21 protein-coding genes, 1 tRNA gene and 1 pseudogene are annotated in these 24,433 nt (G+C 63.6%); 17 read left to right on the forward strand and 6 right to left on the reverse strand.

The window, feature by feature from the left end; genetic code table 11:
- Positions 1-133 precede the first annotated feature (133 nt).
- Together CK227_RS22450 and CK227_RS22455 are read left to right on the forward strand one after the other, a co-directional pair.
- Positions 134-793, forward strand: coding sequence for a haloacid dehalogenase type II (locus CK227_RS22450; RefSeq protein WP_095770795.1), 660 nt, complete (start codon positions 134-136; stop codon positions 791-793).
- Between the two features lie 174 nt (positions 794-967).
- Positions 968-1,798 (forward strand): L,D-transpeptidase, encoded by an 831-nt coding sequence (locus CK227_RS22455; protein ID WP_095770796.1) that lies wholly within the window; start codon positions 968-970, stop codon positions 1,796-1,798.
- A gap of 62 nt (positions 1,799-1,860) precedes the next feature.
- Here CK227_RS22455 and CK227_RS22460 read toward each other — a convergent pair whose 3' ends face one another.
- Entirely contained in the window at positions 1,861-3,408 is a 1,548-nt protein-coding gene (locus CK227_RS22460) for a helicase HerA-like C-terminal domain-containing protein (protein ID WP_095770797.1), read from the reverse strand.
- Between the two features lie 308 nt (positions 3,409-3,716).
- Between CK227_RS22460 and CK227_RS22465 the strand changes: the two genes are divergently transcribed.
- On the forward strand, positions 3,717-5,159 hold the full coding sequence (locus CK227_RS22465) for a methylmalonyl-CoA mutase (protein WP_095770798.1): 1,443 nt from the start codon (positions 3,717-3,719) through the stop codon (positions 5,157-5,159).
- Positions 5,156-7,279, forward strand: coding sequence for a methylmalonyl-CoA mutase (gene scpA / locus CK227_RS22470; protein WP_095770799.1), 2,124 nt, complete (start codon positions 5,156-5,158; stop codon positions 7,277-7,279). Before CK227_RS22465 ends, scpA begins: the two co-directional genes overlap by 4 nt.
- Positions 7,280-7,290: 11 nt before the next feature.
- Here scpA and greA read toward each other — a convergent pair whose 3' ends face one another.
- On the reverse strand, positions 7,291-7,764 hold the full coding sequence (gene greA / locus CK227_RS22475; RefSeq protein ID WP_064982947.1) for a transcription elongation factor GreA: 474 nt from the start codon (positions 7,762-7,764) through the stop codon (positions 7,291-7,293).
- Positions 7,765-7,872: 108 nt separating this feature from the next.
- Here greA and CK227_RS22480 point away from each other — a divergent pair, with 108 nt between their 5' ends.
- A complete protein-coding gene (locus CK227_RS22480; RefSeq protein ID WP_095770800.1) occupies positions 7,873-9,249 on the forward strand; it encodes a TIGR03808 family TAT-translocated repetitive protein in 1,377 nt (458 codons plus the stop codon).
- Here CK227_RS22480 and CK227_RS22485 read toward each other — a convergent pair.
- Positions 9,242-10,246 carry an asparaginase gene (locus CK227_RS22485; RefSeq protein ID WP_095770801.1) on the reverse strand — a complete coding sequence of 335 codons (1,005 nt, stop codon included), beginning with the start codon at positions 10,244-10,246 and terminating at the stop codon, positions 9,242-9,244. The genes CK227_RS22480 and CK227_RS22485 overlap by 8 nt on opposite strands.
- Positions 10,247-10,371: 125 nt before the next feature.
- Positions 10,372-11,538, reverse strand: coding sequence for an acetyl-CoA acetyltransferase (locus CK227_RS22490; protein WP_095770947.1), 1,167 nt, complete (start codon positions 11,536-11,538; stop codon positions 10,372-10,374).
- A gap of 263 nt (positions 11,539-11,801) precedes the next feature.
- Here CK227_RS22490 and betI point away from each other — a divergent pair, with 263 nt between their 5' ends.
- The 5 genes from betI to betB all read left to right on the forward strand — a co-directional run bounded on the left by betI (position 11,802) and on the right by betB (position 18,107).
- The gene (betI, locus tag CK227_RS22495) at positions 11,802-12,392 is read left to right on the forward strand and encodes a transcriptional regulator BetI (protein ID WP_095770802.1); all 591 of its coding nucleotides are present in this window, start codon (positions 11,802-11,804) and stop codon (positions 12,390-12,392) included.
- Positions 12,389-13,918 (forward strand): choline-sulfatase, encoded by a 1,530-nt coding sequence (betC, locus tag CK227_RS22500; RefSeq protein WP_095770803.1) that lies wholly within the window; start codon positions 12,389-12,391, stop codon positions 13,916-13,918. The genes betI and betC overlap by 4 nt, the downstream gene beginning before the upstream one ends.
- Positions 13,915-14,919 (forward strand): threonine/serine dehydratase, encoded by a 1,005-nt coding sequence (locus CK227_RS22505; protein ID WP_179296331.1) that lies wholly within the window; start codon positions 13,915-13,917, stop codon positions 14,917-14,919. Before betC ends, CK227_RS22505 begins: the two co-directional genes overlap by 4 nt.
- The gene (betA, locus tag CK227_RS22510; protein ID WP_095770805.1) at positions 14,912-16,564 is read left to right on the forward strand and encodes a choline dehydrogenase; all 1,653 of its coding nucleotides are present in this window, start codon (positions 14,912-14,914) and stop codon (positions 16,562-16,564) included. The genes CK227_RS22505 and betA overlap by 8 nt, the downstream gene beginning before the upstream one ends.
- Before the next feature lie 79 nt (positions 16,565-16,643).
- The gene (gene betB, locus CK227_RS22515) at positions 16,644-18,107 is read left to right on the forward strand and encodes a betaine-aldehyde dehydrogenase (protein ID WP_095770806.1); all 1,464 of its coding nucleotides are present in this window, start codon (positions 16,644-16,646) and stop codon (positions 18,105-18,107) included.
- Positions 18,108-18,114: 7 nt separating this feature from the next.
- Here betB and CK227_RS22520 read toward each other — a convergent pair whose 3' ends face one another.
- Positions 18,115-20,355 carry an AGE family epimerase/isomerase gene (locus CK227_RS22520; protein ID WP_095770807.1) on the reverse strand — a complete coding sequence of 747 codons (2,241 nt, stop codon included), beginning with the start codon at positions 20,353-20,355 and terminating at the stop codon, positions 18,115-18,117.
- 42 nt (positions 20,356-20,397) lie between these two features.
- On the reverse strand, positions 20,398-21,021 hold the full coding sequence (locus CK227_RS22525) for a LysR family transcriptional regulator (protein ID WP_095770808.1): 624 nt from the start codon (positions 21,019-21,021) through the stop codon (positions 20,398-20,400).
- A 68-nt stretch (positions 21,022-21,089) separates the two neighbouring features.
- Here CK227_RS22525 and CK227_RS22530 point away from each other — a divergent pair.
- The 7 genes and pseudogenes from CK227_RS22530 to CK227_RS22560 all read left to right on the forward strand — a co-directional run.
- A pseudogene (locus tag CK227_RS22530) lies at positions 21,090-21,269 on the forward strand (NmrA/HSCARG family protein); the annotation flags it as partial.
- 72 nt (positions 21,270-21,341) lie between these two features.
- Positions 21,342-21,418, forward strand: a tRNA-Pro gene (locus CK227_RS22535).
- 367 nt (positions 21,419-21,785) lie between these two features.
- Positions 21,786-22,097, forward strand: a complete 312-nt coding sequence (locus CK227_RS22540) for a hypothetical protein (RefSeq protein ID WP_095770809.1) — start codon at positions 21,786-21,788, stop codon at positions 22,095-22,097.
- Between the two features lie 121 nt (positions 22,098-22,218).
- The gene (locus CK227_RS37035; RefSeq protein ID WP_095770810.1) at positions 22,219-22,500 is read left to right on the forward strand and encodes a hypothetical protein; all 282 of its coding nucleotides are present in this window, start codon (positions 22,219-22,221) and stop codon (positions 22,498-22,500) included.
- Between the two features lie 586 nt (positions 22,501-23,086).
- The gene (locus CK227_RS22550) at positions 23,087-23,302 is read left to right on the forward strand and encodes a hypothetical protein (RefSeq protein ID WP_095770948.1); all 216 of its coding nucleotides are present in this window, start codon (positions 23,087-23,089) and stop codon (positions 23,300-23,302) included.
- Between the two features lie 4 nt (positions 23,303-23,306).
- Positions 23,307-23,744 (forward strand): hypothetical protein, encoded by a 438-nt coding sequence (locus tag CK227_RS36825; RefSeq protein WP_179296332.1) that lies wholly within the window; start codon positions 23,307-23,309, stop codon positions 23,742-23,744.
- 323 nt (positions 23,745-24,067) lie between these two features.
- Positions 24,068-24,412: a hypothetical protein gene (locus CK227_RS22560; protein WP_095770812.1), complete on the forward strand. Its 345-nt coding sequence runs from the start codon at positions 24,068-24,070 to the stop codon at positions 24,410-24,412.
- Positions 24,413-24,433 lie beyond the last annotated feature (21 nt).

Consider the following 24,433-nt stretch of genomic DNA (forward strand, 5'->3'; position numbering starts at 1 on the left):
ATCTTGTGTGACAACATTGGATGATGCTTTGGCCGTCGCCGTCAACGGGCATTGGGGAGTTTTGTTGATGCCAGCGGCGCAGCGGTGCAATCAAGGCTTGCACCTTGCCTCGCCTCGCCTCAAAACTGTCGCCATGCAATACGCCGCCTATGTTTTCGACGCCTACGGCACGTTGTTCGACGTGCATGCCGCCGTGCGCCGGCATGCCGACCGGATCGGCCCGGACGGCCAATTGCTGTCCGAAATCTGGCGCGCCAAACAGCTCGAATATTCCTGGGTGCGCTCGCTGATGGGCGCCTATGCCGATTTCTGGCAGCTGACCGAGCAGGCGCTCGACTTCGCCTTGCGCAAGGTCCCCTCCGCCGATCCCGGCCTCAGGACAAAACTGCTGGAAGCCTACTGGCGGCTGGACTGCTACCCGGAGGTACCGGCCGTGCTGAAGGCACTCAAGGCCTCCGGAGCCAGACTGGCGATCCTCTCGAACGGCTCGCCCGAAATGCTGGAAGCGGCGGTCAAATCGGCCGCGCTCGATCAGGTTCTGGACGACATCTATTCGGTCGATACGGTGCGGCGCTTCAAGACCGACCCGGCGGTCTATGACATGGTTGCCACAGGCTGGCGCCTCTATCCCGGCGCGGTGTCCTTCCAGTCCTCCAATCGCTGGGACATTGCCGGCGCCACCAAATTCGGCTTCCGCACCGTATGGATCAACCGCTCCAACCAGCCCGAGGAATACCGGGATTTTCCGCCGGCCCTGATCCTGCCGACCCTCGAGGCGTTGGTCACCGCCTGAGCTGTCGAGCTGTGACCTAGGCGCCACAGTGGCGGCGCAGTCACAGCTTCGCCTTTGTTTGTCCACGTTCGGGCCAGAATCGGAACCACCTATCGCCTCAGGTGTTGTCAGGCACCCGCGTGGCGGCAAGCGTATTCACGCTTTGTTGCAGTTTGAGTCCTAAAGAAGGCAGCCATGTCCATAACCGAAATCGAATCCTATCGCCTGAGCCGTCGCGGCTTTCTCAACGCCGCAGCATTGGGCGCCGCATCGATCGCGGTTTCTGCATGCGCCACCACCGGGCCGGGACCGGTCGAGCCTCCGCCGCCGACCTATGTCGAGCCGCCGCTCGCCGACTATGCGTCGATGTACGCGGCCGTCAGCGATGGCGGCTTCGACCTGCCGGCCATCCCCTTCGACAGGATCGATCCGCAGTTCCTGCGCCAGATCGTTCCCGACCCGACCGGGCAGAAGCCGGGAACCATCGTCGTCGATACGACGGGCCATTTCCTCTATCTGGTTCGTCCGGGCGGCCAGGCCATCCGCTACGGCGTCGGTCTCGGCCGTGCCGGCTTCGAATGGTCGGGCGACGCCGTCGTCCAGTGGAAGCAGAAATGGCCGAAATGGACGCCGCCGGATGAGATGATCGCCCGGCAGCCGGAATTGAAGCCATACAGCGCCGACAATGGCGGCATGCCTGGCGGGCTGAAGAACCCGCTCGGCGCGCGCGCGCTCTATCTCTTCCAGGGCAATGTGGACACGCTTTACCGCCTACACGGCTCGCCGGAATGGAAGTCGATCGGCAAGTCGGTGTCGTCGGGCTGCGTGCGCCTGATAAACCAGGACATCATCGACCTCTATGACCGCGTGCCCTCGAAAACCCCTGTGATCGTGACCAGCGATGCCAGCCAGCCAATGGCGGCGGCGGCAACGGCGAACCACAAGGCGATCCCGATCGACGCCGGCGTGCCGGACGGATCGGTGCTGCTCGGCCCGGTCAAGGCGGTGACGGACGCGATCTTCTGATCCGACAGCGCCTATACAGATGCTTAGCACCCCGCGTTCAAGGGAACGCGCGGCGCTAAGGTCTAACGGCCTCTCGATAGGCTTCCCAAAATCCCGCGCACGATCGCGCGTCCGACCGACGAGCCCACCGAGCGCACCACCGACTTGATCGCGGCCTCCGCCACGGTCTGGCGATTGGAGGGGCGCGGCGCCGGCGCGCGTCGGCCACCGGACTGCGGCGCGGGATCGTCATTGCCGAAACCCGGTATGGTCCAGCGCGAGCCGCCTGTGCCTGCCTGCTGCGCCTGCTGCTCGGCGTCCTGTGCGTCCTTGGCCTTTTTCTGCAGGATCTCGAAGGCCGATTCGCGGTCGATGACCTGATCATACTGGCCAGTGACCGGACTTTCCGCGATCAGCTTTTGCCGCTCGGCGGGGGTTATGGGTCCAAGCCGCGACGACGGCGGCCTGATCAGCGTGCGCTGGACCATGGACGGCACGCCCTTGGCCTCCAGCGTCGAGACCAGCGCCTCGCCGGTGGCGAGCTGGGTGATGGTGATGGCGCAGTCGAAATCGGGATTGGGGCGGAATGTTTCCGCCGCCGTTCGAACCGCCTGCTGCTCACGCGGCGTATAGGCGCGCAGCGCGTGCTGGACGCGGTTGCCGAGCTGGGCCAGGACCTTTTCCGGGATATCCAGGGGGTTCTGCGTGACGAAATAGACGCCGACGCCTTTCGAGCGGATCAGGCGGACCACCTGCTCGACGCGGTCGATCAGCACCTTCGGCGCCTCGTCAAACAGCAGATGCGCCTCGTCGAAGAAGAACACCAGCTTCGGCTGGTCGGGATCTCCCACTTCGGGCAGTTCCTCGAACAACTCCGACATCAGCCAAAGCAGGAAGGTCGCGTAGAGGCGCGGATTCATCATCAGCTTGTCGGCGGCCAGCACACTGACGGCGCCCCGGCCGTCACGCGTGGTGCGCATGATGTCGGAGATGCGCAGGGCCGGCTCACCGAAGAAGTTGGCCGCGCCCTGTTGCTCCAGCACCAGCAGCGTGCGCTGGATGGCACCCACCGATGGCTTGGTGACGTTGCCGTAGCGCGCGCTGATCTCCTCGGCGCGCTCGGCGATGTTGGCAAGCAAAGCCTGCAGGTCCTTGAGATCGAGAAGCAGCAGGCCTTCTTCATCGGCAATGCGGAAGGCAATGTTCATGATGCCCTCCTGCGCGTCGGTCAGGTTCATCAGCCGCGACAGGAGAAGCGGTCCCATTTCCGAAATGGTGGCGCGAATGGGGTGGCCCTGTTCACCGAACAGGTCCCAGAAGATGACGGGGAATTCCTGGAAGTCGTAAGGGTCGAGCTTGACCTGCGCGGCCCGCTTGACCAGGAAATCCTGCGCCGTGCCCATCATCGCGATACCGGACAGGTCGCCCTTGATGTCAGCGCAAAACACCGGCACGCCGGCATTCGAAAAACCTTCGGCCAGGATCTGCAAGGTGACGGTCTTGCCGGTGCCGGTGGCACCGGTCACCAGGCCGTGGCGATTCCCATATTGCAGCAGCAGTTGCTCCGGGCGCTGATAGCTGTCGTCGGGCTTGCGGCTGGCGCCGATGAAAATACTGGTGTCGTCAGCCATATGTCGGGTCTCCGCAAACTGATGTGTCAAAAGCCAGCCTTTTGCCCGAAGGTATAGTGAGGCTGTTGCACAGCGACAATGCCAATTGTCCAGAGCGGGGCCAACCGTCCCGATCAGGCCTATCGTCGAAATCGGATTTTGGAACTTGCGGATTTTGCTGGTGTTTGGCAATCGTTCATGGTTCGTCCATGCAAGCCGACCTATATCAGGTGGATCGAATTCAGGCTCGGGATGCGCATTGCGATAACCGACCGGGAACCGTAGACTGAACCGCCCGGCTGGTGCGGCCATATGAACGAGGAAGATGGATGGGCGCCGGAGCCTTGACCAAGGATGTTGAACCAGTTGGCGCCGAGCGCCAGCGATGGCTGGCCCTGGCGGAAAAGGCACTGGCAGGCGCGTCCTTCGAGGAAAAGCTGGTTTCGCACACCGACGACGCCATCCGCATCGAGCCCCTTTATGACCGCGCGACCGGGGCCGAACCGCTCGTGCGCACGAATCCCCGATCGCCCTGGATTGTCAGCCAACGCGTCGACGATCCCAACGTCGATCGCGCCAAGGCCCAGGTTCTGGACGATATCGCGCAGGGCGCGACAGGACTGTCGCTCGTCTTCGAAGGCGCCCCGAACGCATTCGGCTACGGCCTGCCGAGGACTGCTCAGGCGCTGGAAACAGTGCTGGAGGGCGTGCCTCTCACTCGGATCCAGATCCGCATCGACACGCACCCGTGGAGCCGCCCCATGGCCGACTGGCTGGTGGCGTTCCTCAGCAAGCGCCGCTCCGATCCGGCAAAGCTCAACCTGTCCTTCGGCATCGATCCGGCGGCGATCCTTGCCGGCACCGGCCGGCTGCGCATGTCGATCGAGGCGCTGCAGGAATCGATGCCCCAGTCGCTGGCGCATTTCTTCTCGATGGGCGTTCCCGGCGTGCTGCTGGAAGCGGACGGCCGCGTCTTCCACAATGCCGGCGCCACGGAAGCGCAGGAACTCGGCATCATGCTGGCTTCGGCGGTCTCATATCTCAGAATGTTCGAGAAGGCACGGCAACCGCTGGTCTATGCCGCGCCGCATATCGGCTTCGCGCTCAGCGTCGACCAGGACCAGTTCCTCTCGATGGCCAAAGTGCGGGCCTTGCGCGTTCTGTGGGCACGTGTGCAGGAGACCTGCTCGATCCCCAACTCCACGGCCAACATCCATGCGGAGACATCATTCCGCATGATGACGGCGCTGGATCCCGAAACCAACATCCTGCGCACGACGATCAGCTGCTTCGCGGCGGCGGCTGGAGGAGCCGATTCGATCTCCATTCTGCCGCACACGATGGCGCACGGCCTGCCGGCGCCTTTTGCCCGCCGCGTCGCGCGCAACGCCCAGTTGATCATAGCCAATGAAAGCCATGTCGATCACGTCGCCGATCCCGCCTATGGGTCCGGCGCGGTCGACGCGCTTACGGCAGACCTTTGCGAAGCCGCCTGGGCGGAGCTGCAGGCGATCGAGGCCGAAGGAGGCGTATTGTCGAGCCTGAGGGACGGACACATCCAACAGCGCGTTCACGCCGCGGCCGCCCGGCGCGACGCCGCCTTCAAGGCGGGTGAGCGGGCCATCATCGGCACCACACTTTATCCGCAGAAGAGCGAGCGCCCGGTCGAGACGCTGGATGCAAAGCAGCGGCCTGCCTTCACCGAAGGCGTCGTGCTGTGCGAACCGCTGTTTCCGGTCCGCATCGACCAATCCATCGGGGCCGCCTCTTGATTCCGGATTTCAGTCAAATCGGCTGGGCGCCGCCGCGCCGCGCGCCTGTCGAGGTCAAGGGCCAGCGGACGACGCCGGAAGGGCTTGTCGTCAAGCATCTGTACAATCAGGGCGACCTCAAGGGCCTGCCGCATCTCGACACCTATCCGGGCCTGCCGCCCTTCGTTCGCGGCCCCTACCCGACCATGTATGTCCAGCAGCCCTGGACGATCCGGCAATATGCCGGCTTCTCCACGGCCGAAGAGTCCAATGCCTTTTACCGGCGCAATCTCGCCGCCGGCCAGAAAGGATTGTCGGTCGCCTTCGATCTCGCCACGCATCGCGGCTATGACAGCGACCATCCGCGCGTTGCCGGCGATGTCGGCATGGCGGGCGTCGCCATCGATTCCATCCTCGACATGCGGCAGCTGTTCGACGGCATTCCGCTCGGCGACATGACGGTGTCGATGACGATGAACGGCGCTGTGCTGCCAATCATGGCGCTTTACATCGTCGCGGCGGAAGAACAGGGCGTTGCGCAGAAGGATCTGGCAGGCACCATTCAGAACGACATTCTGAAGGAGTTCATGGTCCGCAACACCTACATCTATCCGCCAAAACCCTCGATGCGGATCGTGTCGGACATCTTCTCCTACACGTCGAAGAACATGCCGAAGTTCAATTCGATATCGATCTCCGGCTATCACATGCAGGAAGCCGGTGCGACAGCCGACCTGGAGCTCGCCTATACGATCGCCGACGGCATCGAATATGCCCGCGCCGGTGTCGCGGCGGGCCTCGACATCGACCGCTTCGCGCCGCGCCTGTCCTTCTTTTGGGCGATCGGCATGAACTTCTTCATGGAAGTGGCCAAGCTCAGGGCCGCGCGCCTGCTGTGGGCGACGCTGATGAAGAAGAATTTCGCGCCGAAGGACGAGCGCTCGCTGTCGCTGCGCACCCATTGCCAGACGTCCGGCTGGTCGCTGACGGCGCAGGACCCCTACAACAACATCATCCGCACCATGATCGAGGCGATGGCGGCGACCCAGGGGCATACCCAGTCGCTGCACACCAACTCCTTCGACGAGGCGATGGCGCTGCCGACCGACCATTCGGCGCGCATCGCCCGCAACACGCAGCTCATCCTGCAAAAGGAGTCCGGCACCACGCGCATCATCGATCCGTGGGGCGGCTCGGCCTATCTGGAACGGCTGACGCATGATCTCGCAGCGCGCGCACTGAGCCATATCGAGGAAGTCGAGGCTCTCGGTGGTATGGCCGCCGCGACCGAACAAGGCATTCCGAAGCTGCGCATCGAGGAAGCGGCGGCGCGCACGCAGGCCCGCATCGATTCGGGCGAGCAGATGCTGGTCGGCGTCAACGCGCATCGCCCCGAGAACGACATCGAGGTCGATGTGCTCAAGATCGACAATGCCGAGGTCAGGGCCCGGCAACTGTCGAAGCTGCAACGGCTGAAGGGCACGCGCGATGTCGCTGCGGTGGAAAGCGCGCTCGATGCGCTGACCCGCGCCGCGCAAGGCAATGAGAACCTCCTGGAGTTCGCCGTCCGCGCCGCGCGAGCCAATGCAACGGTCGGCGAAATCTCGTTTGCGCTGGAACGGGCCTTTGGCCGCCACGTCGCAACGGTGCAGACCATTTCCGGCGTCTATCGCAAGGCGCTTGGCGACAATCCCGTGGTCGACGGGCTGCAGGACAAGATTAGCGCCTTCGAGAAGAAGAACGGCGGCAAGCCGCGCATCCTCGTTGCCAAGATGGGACAGGATGGCCACGATCGTGGGCAAAAGGTGATCGCCACCGCTTTCGCCGATCTCGGCTTCGACGTCACCGTCGGCGCGATGTTCCAGACACCGGAAGAGATCGCCAAACTGGCGGTCCAGCATGACGTCCATATCATCGGCGCCTCATCGCTGGCGGCGGGACACCTGACACTGATCCCTCAATTGCGCGATGCGCTGAAGAAACTCGGCCACGGCGACATGCTGATCGTCGCCGGCGGCGTCATCCCGCCGCAGGACTATGACGCGGTGCTGCAGGCGGGTGCCGCGGAAATCTTCCCGCCGGGAACCGTTATTCCGGAAGCAGCGGATCGGCTGATGGATAGGCTGCTGGCAGCCGACTAGGCTATGCTGCCCTAACTGTCCGAAAGCTTGACGATTTCCCATTCCTTGCCGTTGACCGCGGCCACGTCGCCGACCTTCTTGCCGAACAGCGCGACGGCCATGGGCGAAACATGCGAAATGCTTCCCTTGGTAGGATCGGCCTCGTCCTCGCCGACAATCTTCCAATGCACTTTCTTGCCATCGTCGCCTTCCAGCGTGACGCCCATGCCGAAGCGGACGACGTCGCTGCCGGGCTCCGGCACGGAAAGCTCGGCGTTTTCGCGCCGCGCCGTCCAGTAGCGTAGATCGCGGGACACCACCGCGATGCGCTCGCGATCGGCTTTCTTCTCGGCTTTCGCCAGAACGTCGCGCAGATCGGCCAGATTCTCCTCGATCTGCGCCAGGCCGCGTTCCGTCACAAGATTGCGATGCGTGCTGATCGGCCGCTCGCCGACGCCGGCGATGGCATTCTCGCTGTCTTCTTCGCGGGTAAAAGCTCTGCTCATTGGCTGAACCTAGGCCTTGAGTGCCTGCTCTACAAGTCATTGTGAAAACGAACAGAACGTTTGGCACGATTCCTGCGACGTCAGGTTGAACGCTGGGATTCTGTGCCGATGTTGAACAGACGAACGCTGCTAACCGGAACCGCCGGCTTTGCCGTTGTGGGCCTCGCGCTCGGCAAGGCGGCGGCCGCCGGCCTGACCGGTATCGAAAAAGCCTCGATGCGCGGTTCCATCAATGCCACCGAACTGGGCGTGCAGCCCGGCACGTTCGACGACCAGAGCAAGGCCTTCGCCAAGCTGCTGCGCGACGCGAACAGCCGGGACATGCCGGTGTTCCTGCCGGCGGGCACCTATGTGGTATCCAATCTCTCGCTGCCCAGCCGCGTGCGCCTTTCCGGCGTGCCGGGCGCGACGCGGATCGTCTATGGCGGCGACGGTCATCTCTTCATGGCCGAACAGGCCGACCATATCGAACTGAGCGGGCTGGTCTTCGACGGTTCGAACCGCTCGATGGGCGACTATGCGCAAGGACTGCTCGATCTTCGACGGGTCGGCCATCTCGTTTTCGACAACTGCCAGATAACCGGCAGCGGCAAGAACGGGCTGGCGCTGGAACATGCGACAGGCCGCATCGAGCGCTCCGCCATATCGGGCGCGGCGGACGCCGGCATCTATTCGGTCGAGGCGGCTGGACTGACGATATCAGCCAACACGGTCTCCGACTGCGCCAATGGCGGCATCCTCGTGCATCGCTGGCAGGCGGCCGAAGACGGCACGATGGTCACGGGCAATCGTGTCGAACGCATCGGCGCGCGCAGCGGCGGGACCGGCCAGAACGGCAATGGCATCAACGCCTTCCGTGCCGGCAACGTCATCATTTCGGGCAATGTTGTCTCGGATTGCGCTTTCTCGGCGATCCGCGCCAACAGTTCCAGCAATCTGCAGATTTCCGGCAATACCTGCTCGCGCTCGGGCGAGACCGCGGTCTATTCCGAATTCTCGTTCGAGGGTGCGGTCATCAGCAACAACATCGTCGACGGCGCGGCCAACGGCATCTCGATCGTCAACTTCAACGAAGGCGGCCGCATGGGTGTCTGCTCAGGCAACATCGTGCGCAATCTGTCGACCAGCGGGCCCTACACCGCCGATCCGCCAGGCTTCGGCGTCGGCATCGGCGTCGAGGCAGACACCATCGCTTCCAACAACGTCATCGAGAACGCGCCGCTCTACGGCATGTCGATCGGCTGGGGACCGTATCTGCGCAATGTCGTGGCCACGGGCAACATCATCCGCAAGGCCGGCACAGGCATCGTCGTCAGCGTGGTAGAGGGTGCGGGCACGGCCGTCATCTCCGACAACGTCATCGACGGCGCGTTGAACGGCGCCGTGATCGGCCAGCGCTGGGCCGAGCCGGTGACGTCAGACCTCACCCAGCTAAGCAGCAGCGGCTTTGCGCATTTGACCGTTGAGCGCAACCGCGTCAGTTGAGGGCGGCAGTCGGCCTCACCGCGCCTACCTTGGCTCCGATCCGGCTTTGGATCGGCGCATTTGCCAGTTCGATGAGTTTCGCCGCCAGGGCCTTGTCCGAACGCAGTAGCTTGGCGAGGACGGCGGCGACCATGGCTTCACTGGCGCGGTGGGCGCCATCATCGCATTTGAGCGCAATACCGAGGCCTAGTTCCGGAATTGCCGCACAGTGGACACCTTCGGCGCCGCCTTTCGCAAAAATCCGCCCAGGTGCTGCCTGCATCAGCGCGACGTCCTCGCGGCCAGTGCCGGCGACAAAGAAAGGCTCCGCCATGCAGGCAGCCAGCAGCCGCTTTGCCGCCTTGGCCCGCTCGGGGCCGAATCCATTTGTCGTGGCCATGCGGGCAAAGCCGAGCGCGAAGCTCCTGAGTGGCACCGCATAGGTCGGGATCGAGCAGCCGTCGGTCGCCCTCTCATCGGCGCCATGGATAGCACCCGTGACCGACTGCATCGCGTCGCGCACCATTTCCTGCAAGGCGTGGCCCGCCTTGACGTAGCCACTGTGCGCAATGCCGGAATGCACGCAGCTGCAGAGAAAGCCGGAATGTTTGCCGGAGCAATTGTTGTGCAGCGCATTTGGAGAACCGCCGGCTCGCGCGAGTGCAATCTCGGCGGCATGGCTCGAGGGCCAGTGCGCGCCGCATTCGAGCGCGGACCCGTCGAGGCCGGCCCTGGCCAGCATGGACCGCGCCAGTTCGACATGCTCCGGTTCGCCCGAATGCGAGGCGCAGGCCAGCGCCAGCTCGCGGTTGCCGAAGCCATAGGCATCGGCGGCACCGGTTTCGACCAGCGGCAAGGCCTGGATGGCCTTGACCGCCGAACGCGGGAACACTGGTTTCGAGGTGTCGCCGATCTCCAACACCGGTTTGCCGTCGGCGTCGAAAACCGCAACTGCACCGCGATGCGCGCTCTCGACGATCGCGCCGCGCAGAACCTCGATCAGAACCGGATTTGCCATGCCACCTCCCGCAGCGCATGACCTCGAAAATCGAAATCGATTCTCGGGGTCATGCGCAAAATCAAAGTGTTACAGCGTCCTTTGCGCGCCCCAAAAGGCGCGCCGCGCTGTAATGTCGGGGCGGTTTACCTGATCCGGTCGAGAATGGAAACGTAGTTGGCGACCGCAGCGCCACCCATGTTGAAAATGCCGCCAAGCTTCGCACCCGGCACCTGGATGCCGCCGGCTTCGCCGACAAGCTGCATGGCGGTCAAGACATGCATGGAGACACCGGTGGCGCCGATCGGATGGCCCTTGGCCTTCAGCCCGCCGGAGGGATTGACCGGCAGGCGGCCGTCCTTGGCCGTCGTGCCATCAAGCGCCAGCTTCGCGCCCTCGCCGGGCTTGGCCAGGCCCATCGCCTCGTATTCGATCAGTTCGGCAATGGTGAAGCAGTCATGCGTCTCGACAAAGGACAGGTCGTCGAGTGTCACGCCGGCGTTCTTCAGCGCACGGGTCCAGGCCTGTTCGCAGCCCTCGAAAGCCAGGATGTCGCGCTTCGACATTGGCAGGAAATCCTGCACATGCTCGTTGGCGCGGAAGGCGACGGCGCGGCGCATCTTCAGGGCGGTCGCCGTGTCGGCAAGGATAAGGGCGGCAGCGCCGTCCGAGACCAGCGAGCAGTCGGTGCGCTTGAGAGGACCGGCGACGAAGGGGTTCTTCTCGCTCTCCTGCCGGCAGAATTCATAGCCGAAATCCTTGCGCATCTGTGCATAGGGATTGTCGACGCCGTTCTTGTGGTTCTTGGCAGCGATCATCGCCAGCGCGTCCGACTGGTCGCCATAGCGCTGGAAATAGGCCTGCGCGATCTTGCCGAAGACGCCGGCAAAGCCCGCCGGTGTCTCACCATCCTCTGGTAGATAGGACGCTTTCAGCAGGTTCTTGCCAATCTCGGGTCCCGGCGTCGTCGTCATCTGCTCGGCACCGACCACCAGCACGATGCGGGCAGCGTTGGCGTCGATGGCACGGATGCCTTGCCGGACCGCCGCCGATCCCGTGGCGCAAGCGTTCTCGACACGCGTTGCCGGCTTGAAGCGCAGCCGGTCGTCGGCCTGAAGCACCAGGCTCGCGGTGAAATCCTGCGCCGAGAAGCCGGCGTTGAAATGGCCAAGCACGATCTCGTCGACCTCCTCCGGGCCGATGCCGGCATGGTCGAGCGCATCCGTCGCGACCTTGACGATGAGGTTTTCGAGCGTCTCGCCCTCGAGCTTGCCGAAGCGCGAATGCGCCCAGCCAACGATGCATACGGTCATTGCAATCTCCATCCTTGGCGCCATGCAAGGTGTATTGGGATTCAGATGATGCCGGCCTGCAAATGGCCTCCCCTGCAGCTCAACACACCTTAGCATACCGGGCTCATGGCGCACTTCGCCTTTATTGTTCAAAGATAAACATTCTCGCCCATACCGTGAAGGGCCGGAACAGGACAATCGCTTGGTACAGGTCGTGCTCACGTCGATTTTTTGTTGATTGACGCGTCAATAAAAAATAACCTCCGGCAAAAATCGGGAACAGCATGCCAAAAGTCGGAATGGAGCCACTGCGCCGCAAGGCGCTCATCGACGCTGCGATCTCGGCGATCGGCGAGCGCGGCTCGCTTGACGTAACCATGTCCGAGATCGCCGGGCGCGCCGGCGTATCCTCGGCCCTTGCCCATCATTATTTCGGCGCCAAGGACGAACTGCTGTTTGCAACGATGCGGCACATCCTCGCCGAACTGACCATCGACATGCGCCGCGCCCTGCAATCCGCCAAGTCCCCGCGCGAACGCGTCGCCGCAGTGGTCGCCGTCAACTTCTCCGACATCCAGTTCCAGGCCGAAACCATCGCGGCCTGGCTTGCCTTCTATGTCGAGGCGCAGAAATCATCGGCGTTGCGCCGATTGCTCAAGATATACGCGCGGCGGCTGCATTCGAACCTGATGAGCGGACTGACCGGCATCCTGCCCAGGGCCGAGGCCGACCGCGCCGCCGAAGCGACAGCGGCGATGATCGACGGGCTCTACATCAGGCGCGCGCTGAAGGACGGCGTGCCCAACGCCGCGACCGCGATCGCGCTGGTCGAGGACTATCTCGAAACCAAACTCGGCGAGCGGCAAAAACAGTGACGGCGAAGCGACCCAATTTCCTGATCGTCATGGTCGATCAGCTCAACGGCACTTTTTTCGCCGACGGCCCGGCAGGCTTCCTGCATGCGCCGCATTTGAAGGCGCTCGCGGCGCGTTCGGCCCGTTTCAAGAATAACTACACGGCCTCGCCGCTCTGCGCGCCGGGCCGCGCCTCGTTCATGAGCGGCCAGTTGCCGTCGCGCACCGAGGTCTATGACAACGCCGCCGAATTCGCCTCGTCGATCCCGACCTTTGCCCATCACCTGCGCGCCGACGGCTATCACACCGTGCTGTCGGGCAAGATGCATTTCGTCGGGCCGGACCAGTTGCACGGCTTCGAGGAGCGGCTGACCACCGACATCTATCCCGCCGATTTCGGCTGGACGCCGGACTACCGCAAGCCCGGCGAGCGCATCGACTGGTGGTATCACAATCTGGGCTCGGTGACCGGCGCCGGCGTCGCCGAAACCTCGAACCAGATGGAATATGACGACGAAGTCGCCTTCCACGCGGTGCAAAAACTCTACGACTTCGCGCGCATCTCCGACGATGCGGCGCACCGGCCCTGGTGCCTGACGGTTTCCTTCACCCATCCGCACGACCCCTATGTGGCGCGGCGGCAGTACTGGGATCTCTATGAGGATTGCCCGGCGCTCGAACCGGAAGTGGGCTTCATCCCCTACGACGGCCAGGATCCGCACTCGCAGCGGCTCTACAAGGCTTCCGACTACGACAGTTTCGACATCACGGCAGAGCAAATCCGCCGCTCGCGGCGCGGCTATTTCGCCAACATCTCCTATCTCGACGACAAGGTCGGCGAGCTGCTGTCCGTGCTCGAGCGCACACGCATGCTCGACGACACGATCATCCTGTTCTGCTCGGACCATGGCGACATGCTCGGCGAGCGTGGCCTGTGGTTTAAGATGTGCTTCTTCGAGGGCTCGGCGCGGGTGCCGCTGATGATCGCCGGCAAGGACATTCCCGCCGGCATGATCGAAGCGCCGGTCTCCAACCTCGACGTGACGCCGACGCTGTGCGATCTCGCCGGCATCGACATGAGTGCGATCGCGCCATGGACCGACGGCCAGTCGCTGTTGCCGCTGCTGAATGGGAAGCCACGCACCGCGCCGGTGCTGATGGAATACGCGGCCGAGGGGTCCAACGCACCGTTGGTGGCGATCCGCGAAGGCCGCTACAAGTTCGTCCATTGCGAGATCGATCCGCCGCAACTCTATGATATCGAAGCCGACCCACATGAATTGAGCAATCTCGCCGCCGGTCCGGCACATGCGGATCTGGTGGCGGCTTTCCTGGAAAAGGTGCGCGCACGCTGGGACATGGCGGCCTTCGACGCCGCCGTGCGGGCCAGCCAGGCCCGGCGCTGGGTGGTCTATCCGGCGCTGCGCAACGGCACGCACTATCCCTGGGAGTTCCAGCCGCTGCAGAAGGCCTCGGAACGCTATATGCGCAACCACATGGATCTCAACGTGCTCGAAGAGCAGAAACGCTTTCCGCGAGGCGAATGATGGCAGACCTTCTCGTCCCCTCCCTCGATCATCTCAAGCGGGCCTATGCCGTCACCTCCCGGGCGACGCAGATCACGCCGCTGCTGGAATCGGCCGCGCTTGCCCGGGAGACCGGCGCGGCGCGCGTCTTCATCAAGCCGGAATCGCTGCAATGGGCCGGATCCTTCAAGATACGCGGCGCCTATTGGCGGCTGAAGCGGCTGTCGGCCGACGAGGCGAGGAACGGCGTCGTCGCCTATTCCTCCGGCAACTTCGCGCAAGGCCTGGCGGCCGCCGGCCAGGCGCTCGGTATTCCCGTCACCATCGTCATGCCGATCGATGCGCCGGCCGCCAAGCGTGACGCGACCGCGGGCTATGGTGCGCGCGTGGTGCTGACCGACCATGGCGAGCGCGCGCGTGAAGAGGTCGCCGCGGCCAAGGCGCGCGAGATCGCCGAGACGGAAGGGCTGGCCCTGCTGCATCCCTTCGACGATCCGGAGATCGTCGCCGGCCAGGCAGGCGCCGGCCTCGAAGCGCTCGACCAGCTTGAGGCCAAGGGTGCCAGCGCCGACCTGTTGTTGTGCTCGGTCGGCGGCGGCGGGCTGATCGGCGGCGTTTCGCTGGCCTTCCACTATCTGTCGCCGGCCACCGAAATCATCGGCGTCGAGCCGGAAGGTTTCAACGGCATGGGCTCGTCATTGGCGCATGGCAGCATCGAGACCATGCCGGTCGGCCCGAAATCGATCTGCGACGGGCTGATGTCGCGGCGGCCGGGCGACGCGCCGTTCGCGGCGGTCAAGACCGCGGGTGTTCGCGGCATCACCGTCGACGACCAATCGGTGCGGCGCGCCATGCGGATCGCCTTCGAGCGGATGAAGCTGGTGCTGGAGCCGTCCGGGGCTGCGTCGCTGGCGGCACTGCTCGGCGGCAAGGTGGATGTGACTGATAAGACCGTCCTTGTTGTGGCTACCGGCGGCAATGTCTCGCTCGCCGATTTTATGGCGCATATGAACCATGCTTGAAGCGGATTTCGTTATCATCGGCTCCGGCTCCGCCGGCTCGGCCATGGCCTACCGCCTGTCGGAAGACGGCAAGCATTCGGTCATCGTCATCGAATTCGGCGGCAGCGATATCGGACCGCTGATCCAGATGCCGTCGGCGCTGTCGATCCCGCTCAATATGAGCCTTTACGACTGGGGTTTTGCCAGCGAGCCGGAACCGCATCTCGGCGGCCGCGTGCTGGCGACGCCGCGCGGCAAGGTGGTCGGTGGTTCGTCCTCGATCAACGGCATGGTCTATGTGCGCGGCCATGCCCGCGACTTCGACCATTGGGCCGAAGAAGGTGCAACGGGTTGGGGCTTCGCCGACGTGCTCCCCTACTTCAAGCGCATGGAGGACAATGACGGCGGCGAGGACGGCTGGCGCGGACACGGCGGGCCGCTGCATGTGCAGCGCGGTTCGCGTAAAAATCCGCTCTACGGCGCCTTCGTCGAAGCGGGCCGCCAGGCCGGGTTCGAACTGACCGACGACTACAACGGCTCCAAGCAGGAAGGTTTCGGGCCGATGGAACAGACCATCCGCGGCGGCCGCCGCTGGTCGGCGGCATCAGCCTATCTGAAGCCGGCGCTCAAGCGCAAAAACGTGAGTCTGGTCAAGGGCTTTGCCCGTCGGGTGATCATCGAGAATCAACGGGCCGTCGGCGTCGAGATCGAGGCTCACAAACAGATTCAGGTCGTTAAGGCGCGACGTGAGGTGATCGTCGCCGCGTCTTCGATCAACTCACCCAAGATCCTGATGCTGTCCGGCATCGGGCCGGCCGAGCATTTGCGCGAAAACGGCGTTGCCGTGGTCGCCGACCGGCCCGGCGTCGGCCGCAATCTGCAGGACCATATGGAGCTTTATATCCAGCAGGAATCGACCAAGCCGATCACGCTGAATTCCGTGCTGAACCCGTTCTCCAAGGCACTGATCGGAGCACAGTGGCTGTTCTTCAAATCCGGTCTCGGCGCCACAAACCATTTCGAAGCCGCCGCCTTCGTACGCTCGCGCGCCGGCGTCGACTATCCCGACATCCAGTACCACTTCATCCCGGCGGCAGTGCGCTATGACGGCAAGGCGGCGGCGAAGTCGCACGGCTTCCAGGCGCATGTCGGGCCGATGCGCTCGAAGTCGCGCGGCTCGGTGACGCTGCGTTCGCCGGACCCGAAAGCGAAGCCGGTGATCCGCTTCAACTACATGTCGCATCCAGACGACTGGGCGGAGTTCCGCCACTGCATCCGGCTGACCCGCGAGATCTTCGGCCAGCCGGCGTTCGACGCCTTTCGCGGCCAGGAAATCTTGCCGGGCAGCCATGTGCAGTCGGACGACGATCTCGATGTCTTCATTCGCGACCATGCCGAGAGCGCCTACCACCCGTGCGGCACCTGCAAGATGGGTCGCGCCGATGATCTGATGAGTGTTGTCGATCCGGAATGCCGGGTCATCGGCGTCGACGGGCTGCGGGTCGCTGATTCCTCGATCTTCCCGCGCGTCACCAACGGCAATCTCAACGCGCCGTCGATCATGACCGGCGAGAAGGCGTCCGACCACATTCTCGGCCGCACGCCGCTGGCGCCGTCCAACCAGGAGCCCTGGATCAATCCGCGCTGGCAGCAGTCGGACAGATAGAGCATGATCCACCCGACAGATTGAACCGTCCCTAGATCGAGCCGCCCATTCTTGGGGCGCAGACATTCGGAGACTACCCATGCGCGCCCAGCCGACGGCATCGCACTATGTCAACGGACGCTATATCGACGACGAGCAAGGAGCGCCGCTGCCGGTCATCTATCCGGCAACCGGCGAGACCATCGCCATGCTGCGCTCGGCGACGCCGAATGTGCTGGAACTCGCCATCGAGGCCGCACGCACCGCGCAGCCGGCCTGGGCGCGGCTGAAGCCGGTCGAGCGCGGCCGCATCCTGCGCCGCGCCGCCGACATTCTGCGTGCCCGCAATGCCGACCTCGCCCGCATCGAGACGCTCGACACCGGTAAGGCGATCCAGGAGACGCTGGTGGCAGATGCGCCTTCCGCCGCTGACTGCCTTGAATATTTCGGCGGCGCGATTGCCGCCTACAATGGCGAGGCCGTCGATCTCGGCGGGCCCTTCGCCTACACGCGGCGCGAGGCGCTTGGCGTCTGCGTCGGCATCGGCGCCTGGAATTATCCGATCCAGATCGCCGGCTGGAAATCCGCGCCGGCGCTCGCCATGGGCAATGCCATGGTGTTCAAGCCGTCGGAAAACACGCCGCTTTCGGCACTGGCGCTCGCCGAAATCTACAGCGAGGCCGGCCTGCCCGACGGGCTGTTCAACGTCGTTCAGGGCTATGGCGATGTTGGCGCGGGCCTTGTCGGCCACGATGTCGTCGCCAAGGTTTCGGTCACCGGCTCGGTGCCGACCGGGCGCAAGGTGCTGTCGCTTGCCGGTTCGAAGATGAAGCACGCGACGATGGAGCTCGGCGGCAAGTCGCCGCTGATCGTCTTCGACGACGCCGACATCGAAAACGCCATTGGCGGCGCCATGCTCGGCAATTTCTACTCCACCGGCCAGATCTGCTCGAACGGCACGCGGGTCTTCGTGCAGAGCGGCATTCATGACCGCTTCGTCGAGCGGCTGGTCGAGCGGACGAAGAAAATCCGCGTCGGCGACCCGCTCGATCCCGAAACGCAGATGGGACCATTGGTCTCCAAGGCGCAGCACGACAAGGTCGTCGGCTATATCGCGGTCGGCAAGCAGGATGGCGCTGTTCTCGCCTGCGGCGGCAACGTGCCTTCGCTGCAGGGTTTCCAGGGCGGCTTCTTCGTCGAACCGACGGTGTTCACCGGTGTCACCGACACCATGCGCATCGCCCGCGAGGAGATTTTCGGACCGGTCATGAGCGTGCTGAAATTCGACGGCGAGGACGAGGTGATCGACCGCGCCAACGACACCGAATTCGGCCTTGCCGCCGGCGTCTTCACCCGCGACCTGCCACGCGCCCACCGCGTCATCGCCGAGCTGCAGGCCGGCACCTGCTGGATCAACGCCTACAATCTGACGCCGGTGGAAATCCCCTTCGGCGGCTTCAAGCAGTCCGGCATCGGCCGCGAGAATTCTCTGGCGGCATTGGCGCTCTACTCGCAACTGAAGTCGATCTATGTCGAGACCGGGGACGTGGCGAGCCCGTATTGAGCCGAGCCTAGACCGCCTCCGCCGCCGTCCCATCCAGATACTGCGTCAGTGCGCAGACCAGATGATAAAAAATGCTGGCCGGAACATCTGACGCCAGTGAGCGGCCGCGTTCGTCGATGCGATCGATCCACAGGCCGAGCGGGGCCGGGTCGATGTGCCAGCGGAACAGCCGGCCGACACGGGCCTCGATCTCGGGCTTCAGGTCGGGGCCGCCTGAGCCGTCCAACGCGATCGCCGCCTTGATGGCTTCGGCCTGCGGCCAGCTGCGCGAGATCAGGTCGAGCGGCAGGCCTTGCCTGGAGACGGCGCCATAGGCAAGGCCGGTGGCCCGGTTGAGGCCGTTGGCGATGGCCGAGGCGTAGAGTTTCCTGGCGAAGCCGCTCAGTTCGGCCTGGCCGCTGCGTCCGGCGAAATCGACCAGGAGCGAAGCCCATTCGAAGTGATGGCCTGGCTCGGTCCAGCCGCCTTTTTCGCCTGCGGCCGGCTTCCATTCGGCATCGAAATATTCGCCGAGCGTCCAGCTCTCGGCATCGAAGAAATGGCTGCGGAAGAGGTCGATGATGCGCGCCGCGCGGCGCAGATGGGCGCGCTCGCCGGTCGCCTGATACCAGGCGAGAAAGGCTTCCAGCAAATGCATATGCGGATTTGAGCGACGCTCGCCCTCTCCGTCCGATGTCTCGAGGAAGCCAGTCATGCGATGATCCTCGAGATGGGCGTCGAGGAAGGCGAAGGTTTCCTCACCGAGCCGCAAGGCATCGGGATTGCCTGACATATGCGCATGCGCCAGCGCCAAGAGCACGCAGGAATGATCGTAGGCGTCTTCCGTGGCGTCGGCGACAGCGCCGTCGACATTCAGCGTGCGCACCCAACCGCCGCGTTGGGTGCGACCCTTTCCTGCCATGAAGTCGATGCCATGCGAGATCAGCCGCTCGGCCGGGCCAGTCCAGCCGCGCTCCTTGGCAACCGCGAAGGCATAGACCTGGCGGGCCTGCGTGCGCATGCGCTTCGGCTTTATCAGCGGTGAGCCGTCGAAGCCAAGCGCTTCATGGAAGCCGCCATAGCGCTCGTCGACGCCCGATGTCGACCACAGCGGCAAGGTTTCCTGGAACAGCCAGTGGTGCACGCGCCGCCGCCAGGCGCCGCTTTCGATGACGCGATCATGCGCCGGGGTGAATCTGGTTTCCAGCCGGCCCGATTTCTCGAGCTGCTCGACCACCTTCTTGACGTGCTGGCTGTGGCTTACCGGAGCGACGAAAGTGGCGTCCGATGTCGAGACGATGGCAACATCCTTCATGCCGATCGCCGACAAAAGGCGGCCGTCGCTGCGGATGTAGGAGTTCTCGCAATCGATGGCGACGACATCGCCGACAATGACATTGCCCAGGTCATCGGCAGGGCCGACATCGAGCAGGGACTGCCAGGAGCCGAGATCGTTCCAGCGAAAGCCCGCCGGCACCATCGCGATGTCCCTCGCCCGCTCCATGATGGCATAGTCGATCGAATTCGATGGGATGGCCGCGTAGAGCTCGAGCGGCATATAGAGGCCGGACAGATCCGATGTCGCCGCTGTGTAGGCCGCTTCGGTCGACTGCCAGATGTCCGGCTGGAACATAGCGAAAGCGTCGCGCATGGCACCGGCGCGAAACAGAAAGATGCCGGTGTTCCAATAGAAATTTCCGGCTTCGAGATAGCCCTGCGCGGTCGCCAGGTCCGGCTTTTCGACGAAGCGCGAAACGTCGAACACTCCGCCCTTCTCGGCGGAGACCTCGATATAGCCATAGCCGGTTTCGGGCTGTGTCGGCTTGATGCCGAACACAACGAGCCGGCCCGCGCGCGCCGCCTCGGCGCCTGCCTCGACGCTCTGCCAGAATTGCCCTGCCGTCGATATTTCGTGATCCGACGGCACCACCAGCATCAGGCTGTCGCCGAATTCGGACAAGGTGCGCAGCGTTGCAAGGGCCACCGCCGCGGCGGTGTTGCGCCCTGTGGGTTCGAACAGCGGACCGCCACCGGCAAGATCGAGGCCGGCGAGATCGGCATGAACGCGTTCGGCGTGGCGCTCCGAGGCAATCAGGAAGATCGGAGTTTTACCGTCGGGCCTTACCGCCAGGCGGCGCAAGGTCTTGGCCAGCATGGAGCCATCACCCGAAAAATCGTGAAACTGCTTCGGATTGTCCTCGCGCGACAACGGCCAGAGCCGCGAGCCGACGCCGCCGCTCATGACAAAACTGACGATGCGCTGACTCATTCGGGTCTCGCTGAGAAGTTGGTCGGAAGTAGCAGACATGCCTTAAGCCGTGTTTGCCCGATTGGAAATCCGCTCGACCGCCAGGTCGATGAAGGCCTTAACCGGGGGTGAAAGGTGCCGGCTGCTGGGAAAGAGAACGTGCAGGCCGCCGGCCGGCGTCGTGTAGCCGTCCAGAACGCGCCGCAACCGCCCCTCGTTGATCAGCCCGTCGGCCAGCGGCTGGGGCAATTGGGCAATGCCGAAACCCGCGAGCGCGGCCGCCACCACCGCCTGCATCTCGTTGGCGGCGAAGCGCCCGGCGACGACGACAGTTTCCTGGCCTTGTGGTCCATCCAGCACCCGATGAGCGCCTGAGGCCGACGGGCCCGCGATGACGCATCGATGGCGGGCAAGATCGGCCGGGCCTTCCGGCATCCCGTAGCGTGCGAGATAGTCATGGCTGGCGCAGAGCAGCCTGTGCGTGGAACCCAGCCTGCGGGCGATGAGCGTCGAATCCTCGAGCCTTCCGGTGCGGAAGGCAAGGTCGATGCCGTCCTCGATCAGGTAGAGCTTGTCGACACGGCGGCTGACGGTCGTCTTGGGCATAGCCAGCAGGCGCGCGGCAGCGGTGAAGCTGCCGGCTTCGACGACGCGGGCAAACACGACGACATCGTTGAGATCGATCATTGTATTTATTTGTGGGACAATTTTTTCCAATTATAGGCAATTATCAACGAGATAGAGCCTAATTTTGCTCCAGACAACAGCAGAGCGACGACGCGGCACTGATGTTCGAATGGTTCGACCGGGTCGGCTACGCTGTCGATATCGCGGCCTTGCGCAGGCAATTTCCCGAGGTGCGGTGGCACGGTTTTGCCGACTGGGCGCACGCGTTCGACTGGGGCGCCAGCGGCCTGCGCGGCGAAAGCTGCTGAAATGCGACAGAAGCGCTGCCATTGCCGCTTGCAGGAATGAAGTGTGGCGGCTATAAGCCCGCCGTCTGGTCACGGAGTGTAGCGCAGCCTGGTAGCGCACCTCGTTCGGGACGAGGGGGTCGCAGGTTCAAATCCTGCCACTCCGACCAGAAAAAACAGATACTTAAATATCTGTTCTCCCGATGCCCACGGTTTGGGATCGCGTTTTACGCGCAGCGGGAGCGTAGCCCTATGTCCTTCCTGCTCCCTACGATGCTGCTCGCCAATTGGCCGGTCGTTCTGGACGGCGACACGATCGTGCTCGATGGAACGCATGTCCGAATCGCCATCTCCTCTCGACGCAGCGGCGTGAGACGGGCATTCTTGTGGATGTTCATTCGGACCCTCCGATGAGTGCTGAAGCCTGGTAACTCCAGTCTCCTTGGTCCGGTCCGAAGGGACAACCTCCTGAAAGCTCACAGCTCGTCGGCATGTTTTCCCGAGGAATGCCAGAATGCCGGTGGCATCGGAGCCAATATGAAAAGACTGGTTTTCGCAGCGGTGGTGTTTGCATTTGCCTGCCATTGCGCGCCTTCTCAGGCGGACGATGAGCGGTCATGCCAGATCATGGCAGCCGCAACCCTGCTTTCCGGGAAGACCAACTGCAGAGACGGCGACATCGCCACCATCGCCGGCGTCACCGCCAAAGAGGTGCCGGAAGCGATAGCCAGGTATTGCGATTTTTGGGCACAGATCGTCGTGCTGCCCGTCGCGAGCGCGTCCGATGCATCGAGCCACTTCGTTCTTTGCAAGTACCGCCAGCGAGAGGCGGCCCCCTCTCAGCCTTAGCCCTACGGCTGGCCCATTCGGTTTGCCGGAGGCGGTCCGACTGTCCTGGGACACCCCGGAACCAAAGGGCCTAGCGGCAGTTATCCAACGAAGGGCTAATCAAGGTAATGGAGAAATTGCAATGAAATCAATTATCATGTGCGCCTTGGCGCTTTCCATCGGATTGCCGGCTGTCGCTTCGGCGGCCGAAGCCGACGTCATCATCAGGACTCACCATCGCCACCACAGCAACGTCAAGATCATCAACGAGTACGGCCAGCGCCTGCATCACCGCCACCACGGTACGGTAGCGTTCTACGATCATGGCCGCCGGCACCATCGTCCAGATGCCGTCATTGTCACGAGCTCGGTCTCCAAGCACCATCACCGTCGCCCCGTGGTGATCCAAAACAACGACTATTGATCGGCCCTAAGGCCCGGCTCGTTACAGCCGGGCCTTCTGCATGAAATCTGAAATGCCGCTGGGCGATCTGCGTGCCGGCACAAGGCATCATCGACGAACGGCCGCGCGATTAGAATGCCATTCGGCCTCGCGAAATCTCGCCTTGTAGGCTGGAATGCCGGCTACGGCGCCTGCAGACATTTGGGTTCGCCCACCACGCCAGCGCAGCGGACGAACCCTATCGGCGCAGGAAGGGACGTAGCTGCGCCAATCTGCCAAATATTCGTACTCGTCGGATGGTCAGCCAAAGGCTATTCCAATCGCCATGAAGGTGATGGGCATGGCGAAGATCACTGCAAGCAACCAGCGTGCCTGGCGAACACTGTTGTCCATCAGCTTCCTCCCGAACGTGTAGGCGACAACGGCTACGAACGGTGGCCGTTCCGAGCAGCACCACAGGCAGGACCATTGCATTTTGCGGCCAGACCAAGGTCCGGCGCTCCGCCGGACCGAAGCCCAGCCAGGGAACGTTTTCGCTGCGGCTCAGTTTCGAGTGGTTGGGCGCGGGGACGATCAAACGAGGAAGCGAAACTGGATGAACGTCACCATGTCTAACAGCGAGGCCATACAATCCGATGTCTTAGGGGTGCGCGTAGCTGACCTCGAGGCCAGAATGCGGCAGGCCCGGATTACCATGAGCGAAATGAAGACCTTCCAAAAAGTCGCGGCCATGATGGTCGGCGGACGAGGCAGCATTGATGGCGACGATTTGATCGCCGCGTCCTTCGTTGCGGACACATTCCTGGACGAGAAAACGCTCTGAAACCATGCGGACAATCAGCAAGCTTTTTGATTCCCACGCCGAAGCCGCCCGGGTTGCTGGAGAGCTGGTGGCGGTCGGTGTTCCGCGCGTTCAGATTGCCATTATCGGGCCCTACCAGGACGAACTAACAGTCCTAAGGTCTCCAAGCGTCATCCTTTGTGCCGTCGGTGCGGCATTGGCTTGCGTGAGCGCCCTCGCGGTCTACGGCGTCAGTTCTCCTCCGGCCGGACTGCCGGCAACAGCACTGGTTTGCGCGGTCTGTGGCGGCGGTGCCGGCAGGCTGCTCGGTGCCTTCATGACCACAGCGGCAAGGTCGGATGATCGCAGCGTTGCCGAGGGCATCGTCTTGGTGACGGCGCATGTCGATGAAAATGAGACCGGCATCGCCCAGGCAGTGCTGGACGGTTGCGCTCCCACCGCATTCATCGCCGAAGCAGCCTGAATTTCAGGCAGGCTGAACGAACGGCGGCACGAAGGCTGGGCGCCACAACCAGCGCGAGCCGCCGAGGTCGCACCGTCGGCCAAGAATCGACGGAAGGCCGCCCCGGCATCAGCCGAGGCGGCCCCTCTTCGTTTCCAGTGATTGCATCAAGACACGCGACGGACACCAACTTCGAGGGACCGGGAACGTTCCCATATCGGCTGGCCTCTGTGGTCCATGCCCGTAGGGCTCTTTCGCGAGCCCAATCTTTGACGAAATAATCGTCGGCTCCAGATAGTTCGGTGGATATGATGAAGCCAGTGAAACGGTGAGCCGGTGTGGACATGAATTTGATCGCGACGACGACCTCGACACCGGTTCTTGTGATTGCGGCGCTTCTCGTTACCGGCTGCTCGTCGATCGGCAGGACCGCCGATCCGGCGACGTACGATAGAATGAGCTGCACCGAACTCAACAGCGCGCTAGGCGAAAAGGCCACCGAAATCTCACAGACCGCCATCACCCGGGGCAAGGTCGTCAACACCAGTGTTCCGCGTTGGCTGCTTGGTGTTTCGCGCGTGAAGACCGCTGTCGCCAACCGTGAGACTGCCCGGATCGACCGGCTGAAACAGCAGCAGGACGCCATCGCCGCTGCGCGCGCGCGCAATTGTCCCAAGTCAGCGGGCTGAGCGAACGGACGCCGCCAAGAT

The sequence above is a fragment of the Mesorhizobium sp. WSM4308 genome (assembly GCF_002294905.1).
Taxonomy (GTDB): Bacteria; Pseudomonadota; Alphaproteobacteria; order Rhizobiales; family Rhizobiaceae; genus Mesorhizobium.